The following is an 18,828-nucleotide window of genomic DNA, read 5'->3' as shown; positions in this document are numbered from 1 at the left end:
ACAAACATTCTTGTATTCTTACAATTTCGTCATTTTGTAAATGTATTCATAGCCTTGCCTTTCACTATTTTCTTTGGAAAACATAGTGAATTACGAGAAAGAGCGCTACAAGATCAACTTCCAAGAAGTAGTGCACGAAACCTCTTAATTAATGAAATTAGTATGTGGAATCAGCTTATTTAAATAAAGCAATAAAAACTTTGAAGAAAAAAGAACATTTCGTTAGCGCTACCCCACATCCATCATTTCAAGCTTGCTGACTATTTTTAAAATTGAATAGTTTTATCCATTAAGAAGATAAAGGAATGAGAAATACGATGAAGAATTAGAATAGATAATGTGAAAAAATGGAAAGAGGAGAAAAGATGAATCTAAAATTAATAGATGTAACAGAAGAAAATTTCTTTGAAATTATTAATTTAAAATCAGATAAACTTCAAGAAAAACACATTCAAATATATGAAAGATGGGTTGGTTCAAACGCTTTCTTTCTTGCAGCTTGCCAAACGTTTGGGTTTACTCCGAAAGCTATATATGATAATGATGTTTTAATAGGTTTTGCTTCGTATGGGTTTAGAAATGAAACGAAGCAATATGAGTTAATTAGCATGATGCTTGGCCATCAATATCAAGGGATAGGGTATGGAGTTCCTGTTTTAAAAGCAGTAATAGATAGTATGGTTCAGACGTACAAATGTGAAGAAATATTCTTATCGGTTATTTACGATAATGAACGCGCAAAGCGGATTTATGAAAAAGTGGGTTTTAGGCCAACAGGAGCGATTGAAGAAGGACACCATCCAGAATTAGTTTACTGTTTAAAATTAAAAAACTATGTAAATGTATAAAATTATATATACCTATAGTTCTGTACGAATCATTTCATTTTCTGATTTTTTCCCCATATTCTTTAACATATGAAGCAAAAAAAATCTTGAAACACCCATTGCATCTAAAAATTAACCAAGATGTATATATCTCTTATAACGTAAACGGCAAGTAACTCCAAAATATACAATGAAAAATCTCTGTAGGAATTTACATATGTCAAATATAATAGAAAGAATATTCTGTTTATTATCTCAACGCGCTGAATAAGTACATTATTGTATGTTAAAAATTTAGCTTAAGGTGGGATTGTATATGACTGAAGATAAAAGACTGAAAAAGCCCGTAGTAAGTTTTATATTACTAACCAACATTATTTTTTGGCCACTTTTTCTGCTTGTAGGAATTACAAAGTTATTACATGTTCCAACTTGGATTTTTGATGTAATGCTCTGCATATCAGCTTGGTCTTCCACTTTTGCTTTTATATTTCTATTTAAAAGAATTTATCCTGGACAGAGTTTTATTCAATTCGTAAAAGATAGATTTAAAAATAAACTTAATTACTCTATCGTTCTTACTGTAAGTATCATTCAAATAATTATATTTTTGACGATGTTGTTTCTCATTTCAACTAACAGTGAAGCAAACTCTATTTTTAATAGAACTACATGGGGCGTATTACTTTATTATGTTGTTAAAACTATTGTATCCGGACCACTAGGAGAAGAATTAGGGTGGAGGGGTTTTGCATTAATGGAGCTTCAGAAAAAATACTCACCATTAAAATCTTCAATCATTATTGGTTTTTGGTGGGGAATGTGGCATCTACCTATATGGTTTACTACAGGTTTTACAGGCAGTAATTTAATCAAATATATTTTGTTTTTTATGATTGCAATTATATCTACTACAATTATCATGACAACATTTTATAATTTAAATCAAAATTTAATTGTTCCAATAATCATCCACTTTTTCTTTAACTTATTTATTGGCATAATCAATGGACAATTAATTGAATTAATTATGTATACTGCAATTTTTTATTCCATAGTTGCGATTTTACTTATAATTATAAATCCAAAGAAAGTTTTATATGGGAATAAAATTAAAAAATTTGTTAATAAAGAACATGATTTGATTTAGTAATAGTTTCTACAATTTTTTATAGTTTTTAAGCAATATAATACCTTCTTACTATCAAGTACAAATAAGAGAAGACATCTTAATCGATGTCTTCTTTTCTTATATAATAACAACACAATAAAATTAAGTTGATTCAAGCTGCAGGATGCTACCCTGATATGACAGTAAAGAATACATCATCACGATGTCAGCAGGCAAGAGTAAAAGTATATTCTGCATTTCTGAAAACAGTAGATGGCAGATTGTGACCTGCTGAATCTGCTAAGAAAGAGTATACAAGAACATCCTTAACATCATATTTATTTCCACTAATGATGACATCAAGAAAATCTTCTATTTGGAATTCTGGAGTAAACAACACAATCTTAGTTGTACTGTTTGGTTCTAAAGAAACAAACGTACGAGAGATTTCAACTAATTCAGTTTGAGTTGGGAAAGAAATATTTCGACTTCTCTTAACACTTACCGTTACCTTACTAGTATGGTGACGTGAATCATTGTTTAACATAATGTTGAGAGCAGTTGGAATAATTCCATTCTCAGAAACTGGAACTCGAAACACTCCAGTAGATTTATGAGCCATATAATCACATCCTTTCAAAATAAAGTGAAACTTTAATCAGCCCTCGCCAATCGGGCTTTTACGGGCAGTTGATCCCTCACCTAACTTCTTTGCTTCCGCTGAATTTTTCGGTGGGGGTCTTACTGCCCGTTAATGCGGGATAAAATATAGTTACAATATATTAGATGCAAGAAACGTTCATTTTGATAGGAACAAATTATATGATTAATATATCTATTTGATTGAAGAAATCTCTCAAATAAGCAAAAACATTGAAAGATTTGATATAGGTACAAATGAATCATATATAAACATAAAGCTATTGATTTAATGAATCGTTGGTTTTCCCAAAAAAAATGCTCCATTAAAAACTAGGAAATAAAAAAGAACTAATCCCTAGAAGGGATTAGTTCAATATCTCAAAAGCTATTATATTACATAGTTTTATGAGCAAACGTTATATAATGTTGTGTGGGATACATAACCTGTCATCCCTTTATAAGTAACTTTTAACCACTGTTTAGAATTACTATAATGCCCTTGAACATACTCACCTGTTACCCATGTGCCAGTAATTTTCTCACCACTATTAAATGTATGTAACACAGGTGATCCAACAGTGTAACCACTGCGCATCTTTGCACCATATGTACCTACCGTACCTCCCTTTGCACAAGCTGCTACTACTGTTTCATTTTCAGTAGTATTCGTAGCCGCGAAAGCAGAGCCGTTAAATGTAAACAAAGTAAAGATAAAAGCTGTTAATAAAGTACCAATAGATAAGCGACGTAACAAAATAAATTCCCCCTTTTTATAATTTATTTCTTCACAAACGATCATCCTAAATATTCTAACTATTTTCAATATATTAATGTTGAGAAATATTAGTTGTATTTTTGAAATAAGATTTTATCAAAAATATTAACAAACTCATATCTTTACAGAGAGAGCGTCGAAGAAGTCTTCTACATATCAACTATATAAAAGTCCCTCCGCCTTAAGGCAAAGGGACTTTCTCATTCCTATTTCAAACTACCCGCAATCTCCGTAAAGATAACTCCAAGCGCATGTGCACCTGCATCAGGATATCCTAAACTTCTTTCACCAACTGTGCCGGCACGGCCCATGCGAGCTACGATTTCTTTCGTATACTCTGCGCCTTTAACTGCTGCTTCTGCTCCTTTTTCAAAGGCAGTTTTCATGTTTTCTTCGTTTAAAGTGCTAGCTAACCAAGAATCTACACATGGAGCAAGTGCATCAACAAGTGTTTTATCACCAACTACCGCTCCTCTGCCGAATGATCTTTCACCGATAGATTGTATACCTTGCAGTGCCGCTTGTAACATTTCAGCGAATTCTTTCACTGTTAACTCACGCTTCTCGCCTGCTGCTTTACTAGCTGCACGGAATGCTCCGCCCCAAATTGGACCTGAAGCTCCGCCGCAATGTTCCATAATAATCATGGAACAACCATCAAGGAATGATCCGATCGTTACATTTTCTTGTTCTACAATCGAATGCCACTCACGTTTTAATTGCTTAAATCCTTTTGCTACACTCATTCCGAAGTCTCCGTCACCAGCATGCGTGTCTAGCTCACAGAACGGTACTTCATTTTTAATAATAATATCACTCATTTTATCAACGAGATAAATCATGTTGTTTAATGTAATAACATTATCTTTAATCACAGCGTGCTCTTCTGCTGTTTCTATTTCAAAGGAAACTTCTTTCTCTTCTGTTTCTTCAAGTACATTTACGTACTCTACACTTTCAACTGGCCCATCTACTTTAAACGCTGGTGTATTACACTCTTTTGATAGTAATATTTTTAGCTCATCATCTAATTTCATCACCGTTAAAGACATACCAGCCATATCAATACTCGTCATATAGTTACCAACGAATACTCTATTAATTTTAATGTTTCTAGCAGCTAATTCTCGTGTAACTGCGTTGTTAAATAAGTAAAGTTCTTGCAGTGGTGTTCCGCCAAAACCGTTAACTAAAAGTGCAATTTCTTCGCCATCTTTTACTCCTAAATCTTTCATTAAATCATTTGTCATACGGTTCGCTAATTCATCAGCTGACAACATTTTTTCACGTTTAATTCCTGGTTCGCCGTGAATACCTACGCCGTATTCCATTTCATCTTCCGCAAGTGTGAAAGTAGGTGATCCACTCGCTGGAACTGTACAAGACGTTAACGCTAAACCGATTGTGCGCACGTTAGCAGCTGCTTTTTCTGCGACAGCTTTCACCGCTCCTAAATCCATACCTGCTTCCGCTGCTGCACCAGCAATTTTATGAACTAAAATAACGCCCGCAACGCCGCGGCGCCCTACTGTGTACAGGCTATCTTCTACCGCAATATCATCGTCCACTTTTACGTAATCTACTTCAATTCCATCTTCCGTCGCTAAATGCGCACCATTTTTGAAATTCATAATATCGCCGCTGTAATTTTTAATAATTAATAACGTACCTTTTTTACTAGCTGTCTCTTTAATTGCTTGGTATACCTGAATTTGTGAAGGCGAAGCAAACACATCTCCGCATACTGCCGCATCTAACATTCCTTTTCCGACTAACCCTGCATGTGCCGGCTCATGACCACTACCGCCGCCACTAATTAACGTTACTTTATTTTCGTTCATTTCTTTCTTCTTAATCACTTTATATTTTTTCAAAAGCTCAAGCTCTGGATGAGCCATAACCATTCCGTTACACATTTCCATTACTAATGTTTCTGGTTTATTTATAATCTTTTTCATTGTAGTTCTCCCTCAATTCCTTTAATATATTGTGATATATTTGAAATCTTCTTCTTACTACTCATGTTAAAATGAAAGCGTTTTATAGTAAACGGACAAAATGGACAATCTGTCTAAAGACACCGCTCTCATTTATGGGTAGGATTTTCATATTACTAACATTCTAGGGATGATTCAGATGACCTCTTCTATAATTTCTAAAAAGATAATCGCGAACTCATTGAAACATTTAATGGAAACAGAGTCTTTTCATAAAATATCAGTGAGCGATATTATGTTACACTGTCAAATGCGTAGGCAAACTTTTTATTATCATTTTAAAGATAAATTTGAACTATTAAGCTGGATTTATAGAGAAGAAACGAAAGAAAACATTATTGACTTTCTCGACTATGAAACGTGGGAAAATATTTTTGATTTATTATTTGATTACTTTTATGAAAATCAAAAATTTTACCGAAATGCTTTTAAAGTCATTGAACAAAACTCGTTTAATCACTATTTATTTGAGCATACGAAAAACTTATATATGAAGATTATTGATGAATTATCTGTGAGCTGTGGATTCAGCCTTTCTGATGAGACAAAAAATACGATTGCCTCCTTTTATAGTCACGGCTTCGTTGGAACGATAAAAGATTGGATTGAAAGCAAGTGCGAAGTAGATCCTTCCATTATGTCTTCTCTCATGAAAAATATGATAAACAATCAATTACTACTATTACTGGAGCAATCAGCAAAGTAATTAAAGGGTGGCAAAAGCAATGAAAAAGATTATGAATGATGTACAACATATCGTTCAAGATATGCTGCATGGCTTTTATTTTGAACATAACGACAAAGTAAATTATGACGAAACAAATAACATCATTTATGTGAAAAATATTGAAAAACTGAAGCAAAGCGTCGCTATTATAAGCGGCGGTGGTAGCGGACATGAACCTGCTGATATTGGTTATGTAGGGAAAGGTATGCTTACAGCGGCAGTAAACGGCAGTATTTTCACTCCGCCTACAGTGGAACAAATTGTGACGGCAACTCGCCTCGTGCCAAAAGATAAAAGTATACTATTCATCATCAAAAACTTTAAAGATGACGTTGAGAACTTTCTAGCGGCTGAAAAAATTGCCAAAGAAGAAGGAAGAAAAATTGACCATATCATCGTAAATGACGACGTTTCAATTGAAGATGATGCTTCTTTTAATAAAAGAAGACGCGGCGTCGCTGGCACTGTTTTCGTTCAAAAAATACTTGGTGCGGCCGCTCTTGAAGGTCACTCTTTAGAAGAACTGACTGCACTCGGCCGTTCTATCACTGAAAACTTACACACATTAGGAGTCGCTCTTTCACCTGCCAATGATCCAGTGAAAGGAAAAGCTTCTTTCACGTTAAACGACGATGAAGTCTTTTATGGCGTCGGTATCCACGGCGAAAAAGGTTACCGTAAAGAAGCGCTATCCTCTTCTGAAATATTAGCGATCGAACTAATGAACAAACTAAAAAGCATTTACCGCTGGAGAAAAGGCGACAACTTCGCCATCCTCATTAACGGACTAGGCGCAACTCCGCTAATGGAACAATACATTTTTGCAAATGACATTCGCCGTTTATGTGAGCTGGAAGGATTACAGATTACATTCGTAAAAGTTGGTACGCTACTAACTTCTTTAGATATGAAGGGTGTTTCTTTAAGTTTACTTAAGGTAGAGGACTTGAACTGGGTGAAGTGGTTGAAAGAAAATACGGAAACTGCTAATTGGTAATATAAATAAAAATAGGATGGCTTCAATTGGCCAGCCTATTTTTGTACGTAATTCAGCTATTTAAAAATTTTCGTCCTCAATATTACAGCACATTCACATCAAAAATGTAAATCCTCATTTCCTTCGTATTTTCCTTTATTAAGCCTTTTTCTTATGAATAATTCTGCGACAATTAAATTGGGTACCCATGCTAACCAAGCAATAATAGCGTAACTAAGTTCAAAATGTTCTATCCCAAATAGAACGATAAACAAAGGTAGCCAAATTCTTAATGTAACTGCCGCAAAGGTTAAAGCATAATTTCTAATCATCCAATTCCGATGCTCTTTAATTTTTTTATTCTTAACTCTATGTAATGCTTGATATGCTGATGTTAGCCAAAGTACGGATAACAAACCGAAACCTAGCTTCGCTACCAATCCTCCCGTAGCATAAAAGGATAGGTATAGTCCAGAAACGCCGCCTAATAATATACCAACCATATAAATTCTCCCAGCTATTCGATGACGGTTCATATTCTTTTCTCTAAATTGAGTAGATAATGTAAAAGGGCCAATTACTAATGCTACTATACTAGTTATAATATGTATAAATAACATCATATACCAAAACTCACTTAATTTAGATCCAAACATAAGCTTCGCTTTTACAAGCCCTGTTTGAAATCCATCCATAATAAAATATTGGACAACAATATAACTAGATACTAAAAGAGCAAAACAAGTAAATACATACCAGATTTTCCTGTTCAAAATTTACTGCCTCCTTATTACATGAAGGAATTAGATTATACATTACTGTTCATTCTCGGGAAAAATAGAAAAGCCTTCTTTACTGATCTATTCAACACATTGTTTTTATAAACCCAATGACTTACATGGAACGACGAATAAAATATATGATATAAGTTCCTTCTTCATACATAAAAAACCCTCAAGTATATCGTTTTATACTTGAGGGTTTACTCGTCTCTCATTTTCTTAAATCAATAATTAGCTCATCTGTAATCTGCTCAAGATGGAAAAATCTTTTTATATAATGGATATCAGACCACTTTTCTTCTCCACCAATAATAAATAATTCTTGCGCATCATACATAAATGAAAAGCTTGGATAGAAACTGTCCGCTTTTATTTCAATCCCACCAGTACGATTACTGATAATCTTACAGTCTGCCGAATAGCTTACTAACGTATAGAGAGAATCTTGTGCTGATTGAAAGAAATACTTCATAAGTGTAGTTATATCATCACCATTGGTAATGCACACTTTAAAAAAGCTCGTATCCCTTTTCTTATTAGTAAAAACTAGCTCAAATTGAAGTTTATTCTCTTCTAAAAATCCTTCAATAAAGTCTCTACATAAATAAGTTTCAAATAACATATACATAGGAAATTTGTTATGTGTACCCATAAATCCTTTAATGATTTCTTCGAATCCTGTATGCTGATTCCAATTCGTTCCCACTCCTATCATAATAGGGTGATTTAAATAAATAGGATACAGTGATAACCCTTCATCTTTTAACATATATACTCGTTTTTCATCTGTATGAAGAGCTGGTTTTGATTCTTTTAGTAAGCATTGAGATAATTGAACATGTAACACCTTTACACCTACCTATCATGTAATACATAAACTATATCTATTAAGTTAGAAAAAGAGAATGCATCATTCACATTTTACTGTGTTTGGGTGTGGAGAACGAGAATCATTTTATAAACGAGATGACACATCTCATTGGAGAATTACAGGTCTTCCAAACAAAGCTGGATAATAAATTAACATCGCTCCTACAAATGAACACACTAAACAAAAAATAGCCTCGTATTTTATGACTAGCGAAGAGTTCATATCAATCTTTTTTTCCTCTCTTTTCAATATCATTTTAAATAATGCTGTATATAATACTTTATATAATACATACCCAACAATCGTCCCGAGAGTATTCGTAAATAAATCATCAATATCTGTAATTCTATTATTTAGTAATTGATTTAACTCAATTGCCAATGAAAAAAAGAATCCCGCGCATACGGTGTTTTTCATTTTTCTAAATTGCGGCCAAATGGTCGGTAATAAAAAACCTAAAGGCATAAACAGTAAAATATTCAAAAGATACGTCGTACTACCTACCGTATCAAATAGAGTCAAATTAATTTGATTTACACGAATCCACGTTTCATATCTACTTATATCCCATACAGTCGCGATTTGCGTCACTTTATACACTAGCGAAAGGTAGAATAGAAAAACATATACCCATAAAAAATGCCGAATAGATATATTGTTTTTCGCTTTAAAATAACATCCAATTTGAAATACAATACAAAACATAATTGTAAAAAAATACGTATACAAATAACTCATCAAGACTTCTGTGTGCATGTGGAATCCCCTAACTTTACATTTTCATCTATTATTTAGAACATAGTTTAAGAATCGGTACTTTGTTCATATATTTAATCTTCTACTTTGTCTTCGAATATCGGGAATATATTAAAAATAAACAATCCCCACTTCTTCATTTTCAGTCTCCTCCTTGATGTAACTTGTTTATAGGATAGGAGAAACTTTTAAAATAAAGAGTGGGGTAAATATAAAATTTTTCTTAAATCTTCACATGCAACCCTTGTAGTATTTTCATCAATACAGTATGGAAGTCTGACAAGAGAAAACAGTTAGCGTGAATGAAAAGGTACTTGCAATTTGTAATAAAATTTTAGAGTTGGATGCTTCTAATGAAATTGCTAGGGAAACTATTAAGGAACTAAATTAGTTAAGGGATTGCCATATAGCAATCCCTTAACTAATTCATATTTCTTCCTTCTCATCCCTCATACTATAATACCCCAAATTAACAATAACCAAGAAATACCCACCCATAATTCCAGCTGCAAATGTCCACATGTACTCACGGTGTTCAATTTCATACATAATAATCGCACCGAGTATGGCGGCTGCAAATCGATTCATCATGCCAAGCATCGGTGCTTTTTCTTTTTTTACGATGCTATTTCCAAACTTTTCGATACGCCTTCCTAAAATCCAGGCGCAGTACATACTAACTAAAAGGCCAATGCTTATCCCTACAAACTGGGCTCGAAAAGGTGTCACAAGCCATCCTAGTAACATTAAGCCTAGCAAACAATATATTTGTATGTTGAATGATCTTAATGCCATACGAATCATGTTATGCTCCTTACCTTTCCTATTACTCCCATCTTTCGGACTTCAAGCTTTCCGATATATCTTTTTTAAAATGAGGGAATTTGATTTTGCTCACCATTAAATAAGCAAGTACGCATGTGCCAAATGCCACGGAAACTGGTTTATTTAAGAGGCATAAAATGAGGAGACACATTGCCGCAAATGGAATGGGCATTCCGATAAATGTCGGGAGTTTGCTTTGTTGTGTATTAAATCTCGCAAGCCGAAGCATTCCGCAAATACTATAAGCAAGCGCACATATCATCCCAATAGACTGCAAATCTTTTAACGCGACACTATAAGCGAGAATAGACGGTGCCACGCCAAAGGTAACTAAATCCGCAAATGAGTCTAACTCTCCGCCAATTTCCGAAACAGCATCCAGTTTCCGAGCCACCATACCATCAAATAAATCAAATACCATGCCTGTAATAATGAACATGACTGCACCATATATATCTTGAAAGAAAACAGAATAGATGGCCAATATCCCACAAATAAAATTCGCTATCGTCATCATATTTGGTATGTAACTCATCACACGCTTCTCCTCCTTTCTACTCATTACCTCATTCAAGTTCTTACTCATTACAATCAAGATCCTTCTGTTTTTCTTCCAATATCACCTTATTTATTTTCTTTAACGTATCCGTCATTTGTTCTAAAGCATTTATATCGATTTTAGAAAAATACTTCTCAATTAATACATCATCTAACTTAGACAACTGCTCCATATACTTACTACCGTTCGGACCAAGTGTAAGGAAATACTCCCTTTTATTGTTCGGATTCACTTGTTTTGAAATCATCTTCTGCTTTTCCAATTTCGATAAAACTTGGCTCACAGCACTTTTCGTTATATTAAACGTACTCGCAATGTTATTGGCTGTCGTGTTTTCATTTAAATTGATATGAAATAGCATACTCTCTTGCTGTCCAGTAAGACCATACTCGTCCTTTAAATCTTGAAATAGTAAAATGTAAAATTCAGTGTAGGCTCGGTTCATTTCATTAATTACTTCTTTATATGATCTCGTCATAGCGTTCTTCCTCCAGTCACGATTTTATATAGTTTAGTTTAGTTAACTAAACTATATTATACCTTTATGTTCGTGTAAAGGGAAATATAGCTCCGTACTTTATTCACAATGAAAAAAGAAGACACCCATTAAGATGTCTCCTTCTCCTACTTAAGACTCCAAACTCTTACCATTCGTCGCAATTACTTCCTTATACCAATCGAAGCTTTTCTTCTTCGATCTTTTTAATGAACCTTTTCCTTCATTATCTTTATCAACATATATATATCCGTAACGTTTTTTCATTTCTCCAGTAGAAGCACTTACAAGGTCAATCGGGCCCCAACTTGTGTATCCGATAATATCTACTCCATCTTGGATGGCTTCGGACATTTCAATCATATGCTTCTCTAGATAATCAATACGGTATTCATCATTCACTTCATCTTCACCATTTAATTGATCGATTGCACCGAGACCATTTTCAACAACAAATAAAGGTTTTTGATAGCGATCGTACAGTTGGTTCGCTGTAATACGGAAGCCTTTCGGATCAATCGTCCATCCCCACTCTGATTTTTCAAGATATGGATTTTCAACAGAACCGAATACATTTCCGCTCGTTATGCTTTTTAACACTTCTGGATCTGTACTTGTTGCTCGGCTTGAATAGTAGCTAAAGCCAATATAATCAACCGTATGCTCTTTTAAAATTTCCTCGTCTTCTTTTTCCATTTCAATTGTTACATTATTATCTCTAAAGAAGCGTTTTGCGTATCCAGGATATGCTCCTCTTGCTTGTACATCAATGAAGAAGAATGATTCACGGTCTTGTTCCATCGCGCGTTGAACGTCATCTGGATTACATGTGTACGGATACGTTGCACCAGCAGCAAGCATACAACCGATTTTTGCATCTGGAATAATTTCATGACACGCTTTTACAGCTAACGCACTTGCGACAAGTTGGTGATGCGCTGCTTGATATTGAATTTGTTTTTTATTATCCCCTTCTTTAAACGCTAATCCTGCTCCCATGAAAGGTAAATGTAAAAGCATATTAATTTCATTAAACGTCATCCAATATTTCACTTTATCTTTATATCTATTAAAAATCGTTTTTGCGTACGTCTCAAAGAAAGTGACAAGCTCTCTACTTCTCCAGCTTCCATACTTTTCTACTAAATGAACAGGTACATCAAAGTGAGCCATCGTAACGACTGGTTCAATGTCATGCTTTAACAGTTCATCAAACAAATTATCATAAAACTGTAACCCTGCCTCATTTGGCTTTTCATCATCACCATTTGGGAAAATACGTGTCCAAGCAATCGATACGCGTAACGCTTTAAATCCCATCTCTGCAAACAACGCAATATCTTCTTTATAACGATGGTAAAAATCAATCGCTTCATGTGACGGGTAAAACTCTCCTTCTACCGGTGTAAAGGAATGAATATTTCCTTTCATAATATCCCAACGTTTCTCACCAGTTGGTAATAGATCAACCGTCGTTAATCCTTTTCCGTCTTCTACATATGCGCCTTCAACTTGATTGGCTGCAGTTGCTCCACCCCATAAAAATCCTTTTGGAAAATTAACTTTAGACATATAGAAAAACTCCTTTATATAAGAATGAACGAGGAAAGGTATTACGATTCTCAAAGAATACCTTTCTTCGTTTGAACCTGTATGAAATGTACTACTATTTAACTCCTAACTTTAGTAAGGAATCTCCTGCTTGAATCTTTTCTATTTCCGTTTTTTTGATGCTATATTTATCATAATTTGTAACAACAACTGGTGTTGTCACAATATAACCCGCCTTTTGAATTTCAGATATATGAAACTCAATAAGTAACTCCCCTTTTTCTACTCTCATTCCTTGTTCAATATGAGAGTAGAAAAATTCTCCATTTAATTTCACAGTATCCATCCCAATATGGATTAAAATTTCAGCACCTGAATCTGCCGTAATTCCTACTGCATGATTTGTCGGGAACAGCGCAGAAATCGTACCTGAAACGGGTGAAAACAACTTTCCTTCTGAAGGCTCAATCGCAACTCCTTCCCCTAACGCACCCGATGCAAATGCAGCATCGTCAATATTTTGAAGTGGCATAACGGCGCCATGGAAAGGACTAAATATTACTTCATCATCGCTTGATGCGGCAATTTTATTACTTGTTTCCTCTGTAGATGTTTGTTTTTTCGTAAAGCCGAATAAGTAAGTCAGAATAAAACCGACTAGTAAAGAAACAACCATCGAAACAATTGCGCCCCAAAATCCAGCTGTAATCCCATCTTTCGGACTAATAAATGTCGGAAGCGTAAATATGCCAAGTCCACCTGTCATATAAGCTTGTGTACCAAATACGCCAAGTATTGCGCCGCCAACTCCCCCAGCAATACAGCTCATAATAAACGGCTTTTTAAGGGGAAGTGTAATACCATAAATCGCTGGCTCTGTAACACCGAAAATACCTGAAATAAAAGCTGGAATACTAAGTGTTTTTAATTTCTGATCTTTCGTTTTCACCCAAACGCCAAGTACAGCACCTATTTGGGCAAATGAAGCAGCAAATATAAGTGCTAGTATCGGATCGATGCCGTGTACTGCTAAATTGTTATAGCCAATCGGAACGACGCCCCAATGGAGGCCAAATATAACAAGTACTTGCCAGAAAGCACCTAGTAAAGCACCCGCTACTAATGGGCTTGCATTATAAACCCAAAGCGTCGCCTGTCCTAAAAACTGTCCTGCCCACGTCGCAATTGGGCCAATAACGAGAAATGTAACTGGTACAACGATTAGTAACGTTAAGAATGGTAGTACAAATGTTTTCACAACATCCGGAATCACTTTCTTTAAAGACTGTTCAACTCTCGCTCCAAAATAAGCAGCAAGAATAATTGGAATAACAGATGATGCGTAGTTCATTAAAATAACTGGTATTCCTAAAAACGTAATATGAATTGGTGATTCAAACATCGTCCCCGCAAATAGCGTATATAATGGCTCACTTGCTTTTAAACCAGATAAAGCCGGATACACTAACGCTCCCCCTATTGCCATACCGATGAATGGTGATCCTCCAAATTTCTTACTTGCTGTATATCCTAAGAAGATTGGGAAGAAATAAAATAACGAATCGCCAACTGCATTTAATATTTGATACGTTCCTGACTGCATACTTAACCAGCCTAACGCTACAAATAGTGCATTCAATCCTTTAATCATCCCAGTTGCAGCTAACACTCCTAAAATAGGAGTGAAAATGCTAGAAAGAATATCTATAAGACTACTCTTTTTCTTCTCACTCGCACTTTCTTCCTCTGTTTCTTGAAACCCTCCAACAGCAATAACTGCTTTATATACGTCGGATACATGGTTACCAATTACAACTTGATATTGTCCGCCACTTTTCATAACAGTCACAATGTCTTCCATACTTTTCAGTACTTCTGTATTTGCTTTCCCCTCATCTTTCAACTGAAATCGTAAACGAGTGACACAATGTACAACGCTACTTATATTTTCTCTCCCGCCAACATTCTTCAGTATGTCTTTTGCTAATTTTTCATACTTCATAGTAACTTTCCCTCCCTACAATCATGCCTTTTATCATTTTTATAAAAGAAAAAACCTAAACTAACCGTAACGACGTGATACATACGAATCACTCCATTACAAGTCAATTTAGGTTTTGCCTGCCAAACAGTAACAATCCCGTTTATTCAATTACATAATGCATTGCGTTTCGTTACACGATGAATGTGCAACGTTAAGTACACTTTTTCATCTTTTGAAAGATGACTATTATGTGCTTTTTGTAAGTATGCTTCAATTTTTTCTGTACAACAATATGCCTCTTCATACTTAGTTTTCACTTGCTCGTATAAAAAATCATCCTCTGCCGAATGCAATTCCTTCTGCATTAAACGCTGGGCAAAGTATCGTAAATGCGTTACGAACCGACTATAATTAAATGAATTTTCATCTAAGTTCATCTTATAGTGGTACTTTACGACATTTAAAATATCTTGGACGATTTTCGTCATCGCCACCGTTTGCTCCATTGCCGGCTCTCCTTGCTGCGCATTCACGAAATGCAAGGCAATTGACCCTGCTTCATCTTCAGAAAGTCTAAAGCCAGTCTCTTCTTCAATAATGTTCAAAGCTTGTAGACCAATTTCAAACTCTTTCTGATAGAATCTCTTAATCTCCCAAAGCAAAGTATTTTTCAGATCCATTCCTTCTTTATGCCGAGTTAAGGCGAAACTTAAGTGATCCGTTAATGTAAGATAAATATAATCACTTAAAGTCCCCGGCAAAACTGTCTTAGCAAACTGAATAATTCTCTCGGTAATCTCTAAATTTTCTACAGGAATTTCAGTTAGCAACCTAGCAAGTTTCTCTGATAATTCTCTTGTTTCTAGCACAAAGGTCTTTTCTATCTTAGATTCATCAATCGTATCGCCTACTTTTTTCTGAAATCCCAAACCTCTGCCCATAAGTACAACTTCTGTCTCATTATCCTTCATCGTACAAACAACATTGTTATTTAAGATTTTATGGATTCTCATAGTGTTCCGCCTTCTTCTTCTTAAATTCACAAAAGGTAATAAAAAAACCTAAACTGATTCCAAAAGCCACACTACACCCGTAGCCTCTAGATCAATTTAGGTTTTGCCTGCCGAACAGTAACAATCCTTTTACTTATTAACTTACCTTCATTATACACAAAAAGTAAGCGGTTGCAATGGTGAATTATTGAATATTTTTTTACAAAGCAAACATCATTATATTTTACAATTGCTGCAGGTAGTATTTATCTTTCACTACATCTATCATTCTGAATAAATAAACATAATCATCACAAAAATTCCATATAGACCCATTACTGGTTAAAATGTTATAATGAAATCACCCTACATAGTTACTCATATTTAACTTGAGGAACTAGCGTCTTATTAAGCAATGCGCATAAATCAAATAAAAAAGACACTTTTTACAGTGTCTTTTTTATTTATATTCTCATAGAAAATATCTCTTTTATACACAAAATCTAGCAAATGAAAAAGGAGAATATCATATGGAGCATCCTCTAGCAAGAGAACTACGTAACATACGTATATGCCTTATCATCTTGATCATTGTCATTGCATTTTGGGATCGTGACAAACCTGTGGAAATCACTGATCATGATAGTGACCCTATCTTAAACACTAGCAATATGACCCAAATTGGCGATAATACATTTGCCTATAAAGATGAATCTGATCAAATTAAAATATTTAACTTTAACCCAGATACAAATGAAATAAAGCTAATAAAAGAATTTTACGCTAACGAATATTAATGAAATAAATGGGACAGAAGGCACCTCAAGGTGTCTTTTTTTTATTTTCAAAAGGACCTGCTCACATTCAGGCGTCAAACATAAAGTATATAGAATCCGTTAAAACGCATGAGTGATCCTTTGTTTTCTCCCTCTTATTTAAAGGAGGAACTATTATGGGCTTTGGTGGTAGTTGTGGAGGCTGTGGCTTCGCTGGAGGCTTTGCTTTATTAGTTGTATTGTTTATTTTATTAATCATCGTTGGCGCTGCTTGCTTCTGCTAAACAAACTATTGGAAAAGACGCTCTTATATGGGTGTCTTTTCTTTATAAACTAAAAAAGTATGAGAATCCGATCCTTTAGCCATAATTACGACTAAAGGCTTTTTTGTATATAACTAAAAAGGAGCTGACTGTATGGAACATAATAAAAATGGAATCCTTGCTTTAATCGTTTTATTTGTAGGACTAGCATTTTTTGTTATCGGTATGGTTTATCATTTATGGGGCACGGTTTAAGAAAAAAAGTACTCATATGAGTACTTTTTTCTTAAGATTTCATGTAAAACCATTCTAAACTTACTTACATGCATACAATTATCAATGACGGTTATATAACCGATAAGATTATAGATTATCAATTTAGCAATCTACATTTATATGATTAGGAAAGGAGCTAACAACTGAAAATGTTAGAAATCATTTTTGTTGCTGTATTACTTTTGTCTAGCATCCAACTTATCTTTATCAAGCGTGGGTTGACGAAAAAGAATGTATTCATCTTAATAATAAATTACATATTCTTATTAGCCACCATCGTATTAATTGGCGCAAACTGGCGTATGATACCTGCTTATTTCTTATTGTTCGTTTTAACATTACAAGTTTTTTTGAAACCAAAAACTACAGCTGTTTCTAAAAAGTTAGTGATGAAAATTTTAAAAGGGGTAGGAATTATCGTAACTGCTATCGCAATGTTCACGTTACCTTTACTTTTCCCGATCATAACACTCCCAGAGCCTACTGGAAAATATACAGTAGGAACGAAAGCTTTTCATTTAATTGATACAAATCGAAAAGAAACCACTGTACCGAATAATCATGGAAATCGCGAGTTAATGATACAAGTGTACTATCCTGCCGAAAAAGGAGCTGGGAAACCTTCTGCCTACTTTGAGAATATAGACGCCCTCGCTGAACAATTGGCTGTAACAAAAGGTGCTCCGTATATCGTAATGACACATTTAGGGCTGACAAAAACACATTCTTACCAAGATGCTAAGCCACTTCAAGTTAAAGAAAAATTCCCACTCCTTTTATTCGGCCATGGAATGGAATTATACGGACAACAAAATACATTCCAGTTAGAAGAATTAGCTAGTCAAGGTTATGTAGTAATCGCCCTTAATTTCACAGGATACGCAGCAACAACAATTTTCCCTAACGGAAAACGTATAGATTCCGTACCAATTGAATTTACACCTAACGCTTTAAATAACATGGTTCGAAATTGGGAACAAGATACTACTTTTATTTTAAATGAAGTAATAAAAGGCAATTTTGATAAAAACTTTACAGCCATTGCAAATTTAATTGACGATGACAAAATTGGCATGTTTGGTCACTCTTATGGAGGAGCAACTGCCGCGCAAATGTTAGTAAAGGATAACCGTATTAAAGCTGCGATTGATATGGATGGTGGATTGTATGGCGATCCAATGCCTAAAGACGGCCCTCAAAAACCATTCATGTTGATGAATGCTGAAGCTACCATTCAGTATATGAAAGAAGCGGAGAATCAAAAGACAGACGGAATCCAAGATGAATTGTTTGAAATATCCTATTTAAGAAATAAAACCATTGAAAAACCTGGCGCGTACACAGTTGTACTTCCAAAAACAAATCATAATAGTTTTACAGATTTAGCAGCATTTTCACCTATTATTAACGAACCCGGTGAAGATGTATCCGCAAATTATACACTCATTAATAAACTAGTAACTAGCTTCTTCGATCAAACTTTAAAAGGGATAAACGAAAATCATTTAGAAGAAATTCAGAAGCAATATCCTGAGCTTCACCTTATTAAACACTAATAACCATTTCTCTATTTATGGAGCCCCTCCTTATGTTTGAGGGGTTTCTGTTTTAACACAATTATAAAAAAGACCCCATCAATAAG

The 18,828-nt window shown here is 34.6% G+C and carries 19 protein-coding genes and 1 pseudogene; 8 read left to right on the top strand and 12 right to left on the bottom strand.

Annotated elements, in window-relative coordinates; genetic code table 11:
• Nucleotides 1-51: 51 nt before the first annotated feature.
• From ACTFRN_RS11745 to ACTFRN_RS11735, 3 genes and pseudogenes are all read left to right on the top strand, one after another.
• Nucleotides 52-221: pseudogene (locus ACTFRN_RS11745) on the top strand (Tn3 family transposase); the annotation flags it as partial.
• Between the two features lie 144 nt (nt 222-365).
• Nucleotides 366-848, top strand: a complete 483-nt coding sequence (locus tag ACTFRN_RS11740) for a GNAT family N-acetyltransferase (RefSeq protein ID WP_001049723.1) — start codon at nt 366-368, stop codon at nt 846-848.
• Nucleotides 849-1,143: 295 nt separating this feature from the next.
• On the top strand, nt 1,144-1,977 hold the full coding sequence (locus tag ACTFRN_RS11735; protein ID WP_088106479.1) for a CPBP family intramembrane glutamic endopeptidase: 834 nt from the start codon (nt 1,144-1,146) through the stop codon (nt 1,975-1,977).
• A 187-nt stretch (nt 1,978-2,164) separates the two neighbouring features.
• Here the strand turns inward: ACTFRN_RS11735 and ACTFRN_RS11730 are convergent, their stop codons facing one another.
• The 3 genes from ACTFRN_RS11730 to dhaK form a co-directional block, all read right to left on the bottom strand.
• Entirely contained in the window at nt 2,165-2,560 is a 396-nt protein-coding gene (locus ACTFRN_RS11730; protein WP_014893254.1) for a hypothetical protein, read from the bottom strand.
• Between the two features lie 423 nt (nt 2,561-2,983).
• Entirely contained in the window at nt 2,984-3,334 is a 351-nt protein-coding gene (locus tag ACTFRN_RS11725) for an SH3 domain-containing protein (RefSeq protein ID WP_014893255.1), read from the bottom strand.
• Between the two features lie 227 nt (nt 3,335-3,561).
• On the bottom strand, nt 3,562-5,313 hold the full coding sequence (gene dhaK / locus ACTFRN_RS11720; RefSeq protein ID WP_088106480.1) for a dihydroxyacetone kinase subunit DhaK: 1,752 nt from the start codon (nt 5,311-5,313) through the stop codon (nt 3,562-3,564).
• Nucleotides 5,314-5,491: 178 nt separating this feature from the next.
• On the opposite strand from dhaK, the gene dhaS reads away from it, so the two are divergent.
• On the top strand, nt 5,492-6,058 hold the full coding sequence (gene dhaS / locus ACTFRN_RS11715) for a dihydroxyacetone kinase transcriptional activator DhaS (RefSeq protein ID WP_000204205.1): 567 nt from the start codon (nt 5,492-5,494) through the stop codon (nt 6,056-6,058).
• Between the two features lie 19 nt (nt 6,059-6,077).
• A complete protein-coding gene (gene dhaQ / locus ACTFRN_RS11710; protein WP_000723346.1) occupies nt 6,078-7,076 on the top strand; it encodes a DhaKLM operon coactivator DhaQ in 999 nt (332 codons plus the stop codon).
• A 98-nt stretch (nt 7,077-7,174) separates the two neighbouring features.
• On the opposite strand, the gene ACTFRN_RS11705 is transcribed toward dhaQ, so the two are convergent.
• From ACTFRN_RS11705 to licT, 9 genes are all read right to left on the bottom strand, one after another.
• A complete protein-coding gene (locus ACTFRN_RS11705) occupies nt 7,175-7,828 on the bottom strand; it encodes a DUF2306 domain-containing protein (RefSeq protein WP_088106481.1) in 654 nt (217 codons plus the stop codon).
• Nucleotides 7,829-8,048: 220 nt separating this feature from the next.
• Nucleotides 8,049-8,684: a hypothetical protein gene (locus ACTFRN_RS11700; RefSeq protein ID WP_088106482.1), complete on the bottom strand. Its 636-nt coding sequence runs from the start codon at nt 8,682-8,684 to the stop codon at nt 8,049-8,051.
• 129 nt (nt 8,685-8,813) lie between these two features.
• Entirely contained in the window at nt 8,814-9,464 is a 651-nt protein-coding gene (locus ACTFRN_RS11695) for a VanZ family protein (RefSeq protein ID WP_014893258.1), read from the bottom strand.
• 426 nt (nt 9,465-9,890) lie between these two features.
• Complete coding sequence (locus tag ACTFRN_RS11690; protein WP_088106483.1) at nt 9,891-10,268, bottom strand: ATP synthase subunit I; 378 nt, start codon at nt 10,266-10,268, stop codon at nt 9,891-9,893.
• A 22-nt stretch (nt 10,269-10,290) separates the two neighbouring features.
• Complete coding sequence (pssA, locus tag ACTFRN_RS11685; RefSeq protein WP_140383344.1) at nt 10,291-10,875, bottom strand: CDP-diacylglycerol--serine O-phosphatidyltransferase; 585 nt, start codon at nt 10,873-10,875, stop codon at nt 10,291-10,293.
• Nucleotides 10,868-11,326, bottom strand: coding sequence for a MarR family winged helix-turn-helix transcriptional regulator (locus ACTFRN_RS11680; protein ID WP_000198624.1), 459 nt, complete (start codon nt 11,324-11,326; stop codon nt 10,868-10,870). Before ACTFRN_RS11680 ends, pssA begins: the two co-directional genes overlap by 8 nt.
• Before the next feature lie 150 nt (nt 11,327-11,476).
• On the bottom strand, nt 11,477-12,916 hold the full coding sequence (locus ACTFRN_RS11675; protein ID WP_000049018.1) for a 6-phospho-beta-glucosidase: 1,440 nt from the start codon (nt 12,914-12,916) through the stop codon (nt 11,477-11,479).
• Nucleotides 12,917-13,010: 94 nt separating this feature from the next.
• Nucleotides 13,011-14,897, bottom strand: coding sequence for a beta-glucoside-specific PTS transporter subunit IIABC (locus tag ACTFRN_RS11670; protein ID WP_049113865.1), 1,887 nt, complete (start codon nt 14,895-14,897; stop codon nt 13,011-13,013).
• A 146-nt stretch (nt 14,898-15,043) separates the two neighbouring features.
• A complete protein-coding gene (gene licT, locus ACTFRN_RS11665; protein ID WP_088106484.1) occupies nt 15,044-15,892 on the bottom strand; it encodes a BglG family transcription antiterminator LicT in 849 nt (282 codons plus the stop codon).
• Between the two features lie 509 nt (nt 15,893-16,401).
• On the opposite strand from licT, the gene ACTFRN_RS11660 reads away from it, so the two are divergent.
• The 3 genes from ACTFRN_RS11660 to ACTFRN_RS11650 all read left to right on the top strand — a co-directional run bounded on the left by ACTFRN_RS11660 (nt 16,402) and on the right by ACTFRN_RS11650 (nt 18,742).
• A complete protein-coding gene (locus tag ACTFRN_RS11660) occupies nt 16,402-16,668 on the top strand; it encodes a YmzC family protein (protein ID WP_000400942.1) in 267 nt (88 codons plus the stop codon).
• Nucleotides 16,669-16,823: 155 nt separating this feature from the next.
• On the top strand, nt 16,824-16,931 hold the full coding sequence (locus ACTFRN_RS11655) for a YjcZ family sporulation protein (protein ID WP_000505670.1): 108 nt from the start codon (nt 16,824-16,826) through the stop codon (nt 16,929-16,931).
• A gap of 404 nt (nt 16,932-17,335) precedes the next feature.
• Nucleotides 17,336-18,742 (top strand): alpha/beta hydrolase family protein, encoded by a 1,407-nt coding sequence (locus tag ACTFRN_RS11650; protein ID WP_088106485.1) that lies wholly within the window; start codon nt 17,336-17,338, stop codon nt 18,740-18,742.
• Nucleotides 18,743-18,828 lie beyond the last annotated feature (86 nt).

The organism is Bacillus cereus group sp. MYBK245-2, assembly GCF_051916145.1.
In the GTDB taxonomy this organism is placed as follows: domain Bacteria; phylum Bacillota; class Bacilli; order Bacillales; family Bacillaceae_G; genus Bacillus_A; species Bacillus_A pacificus.
The sequence above is the reverse complement of the archived record's forward strand: the minus strand, read 5'-3'. Positions and strand labels throughout refer to the sequence as shown.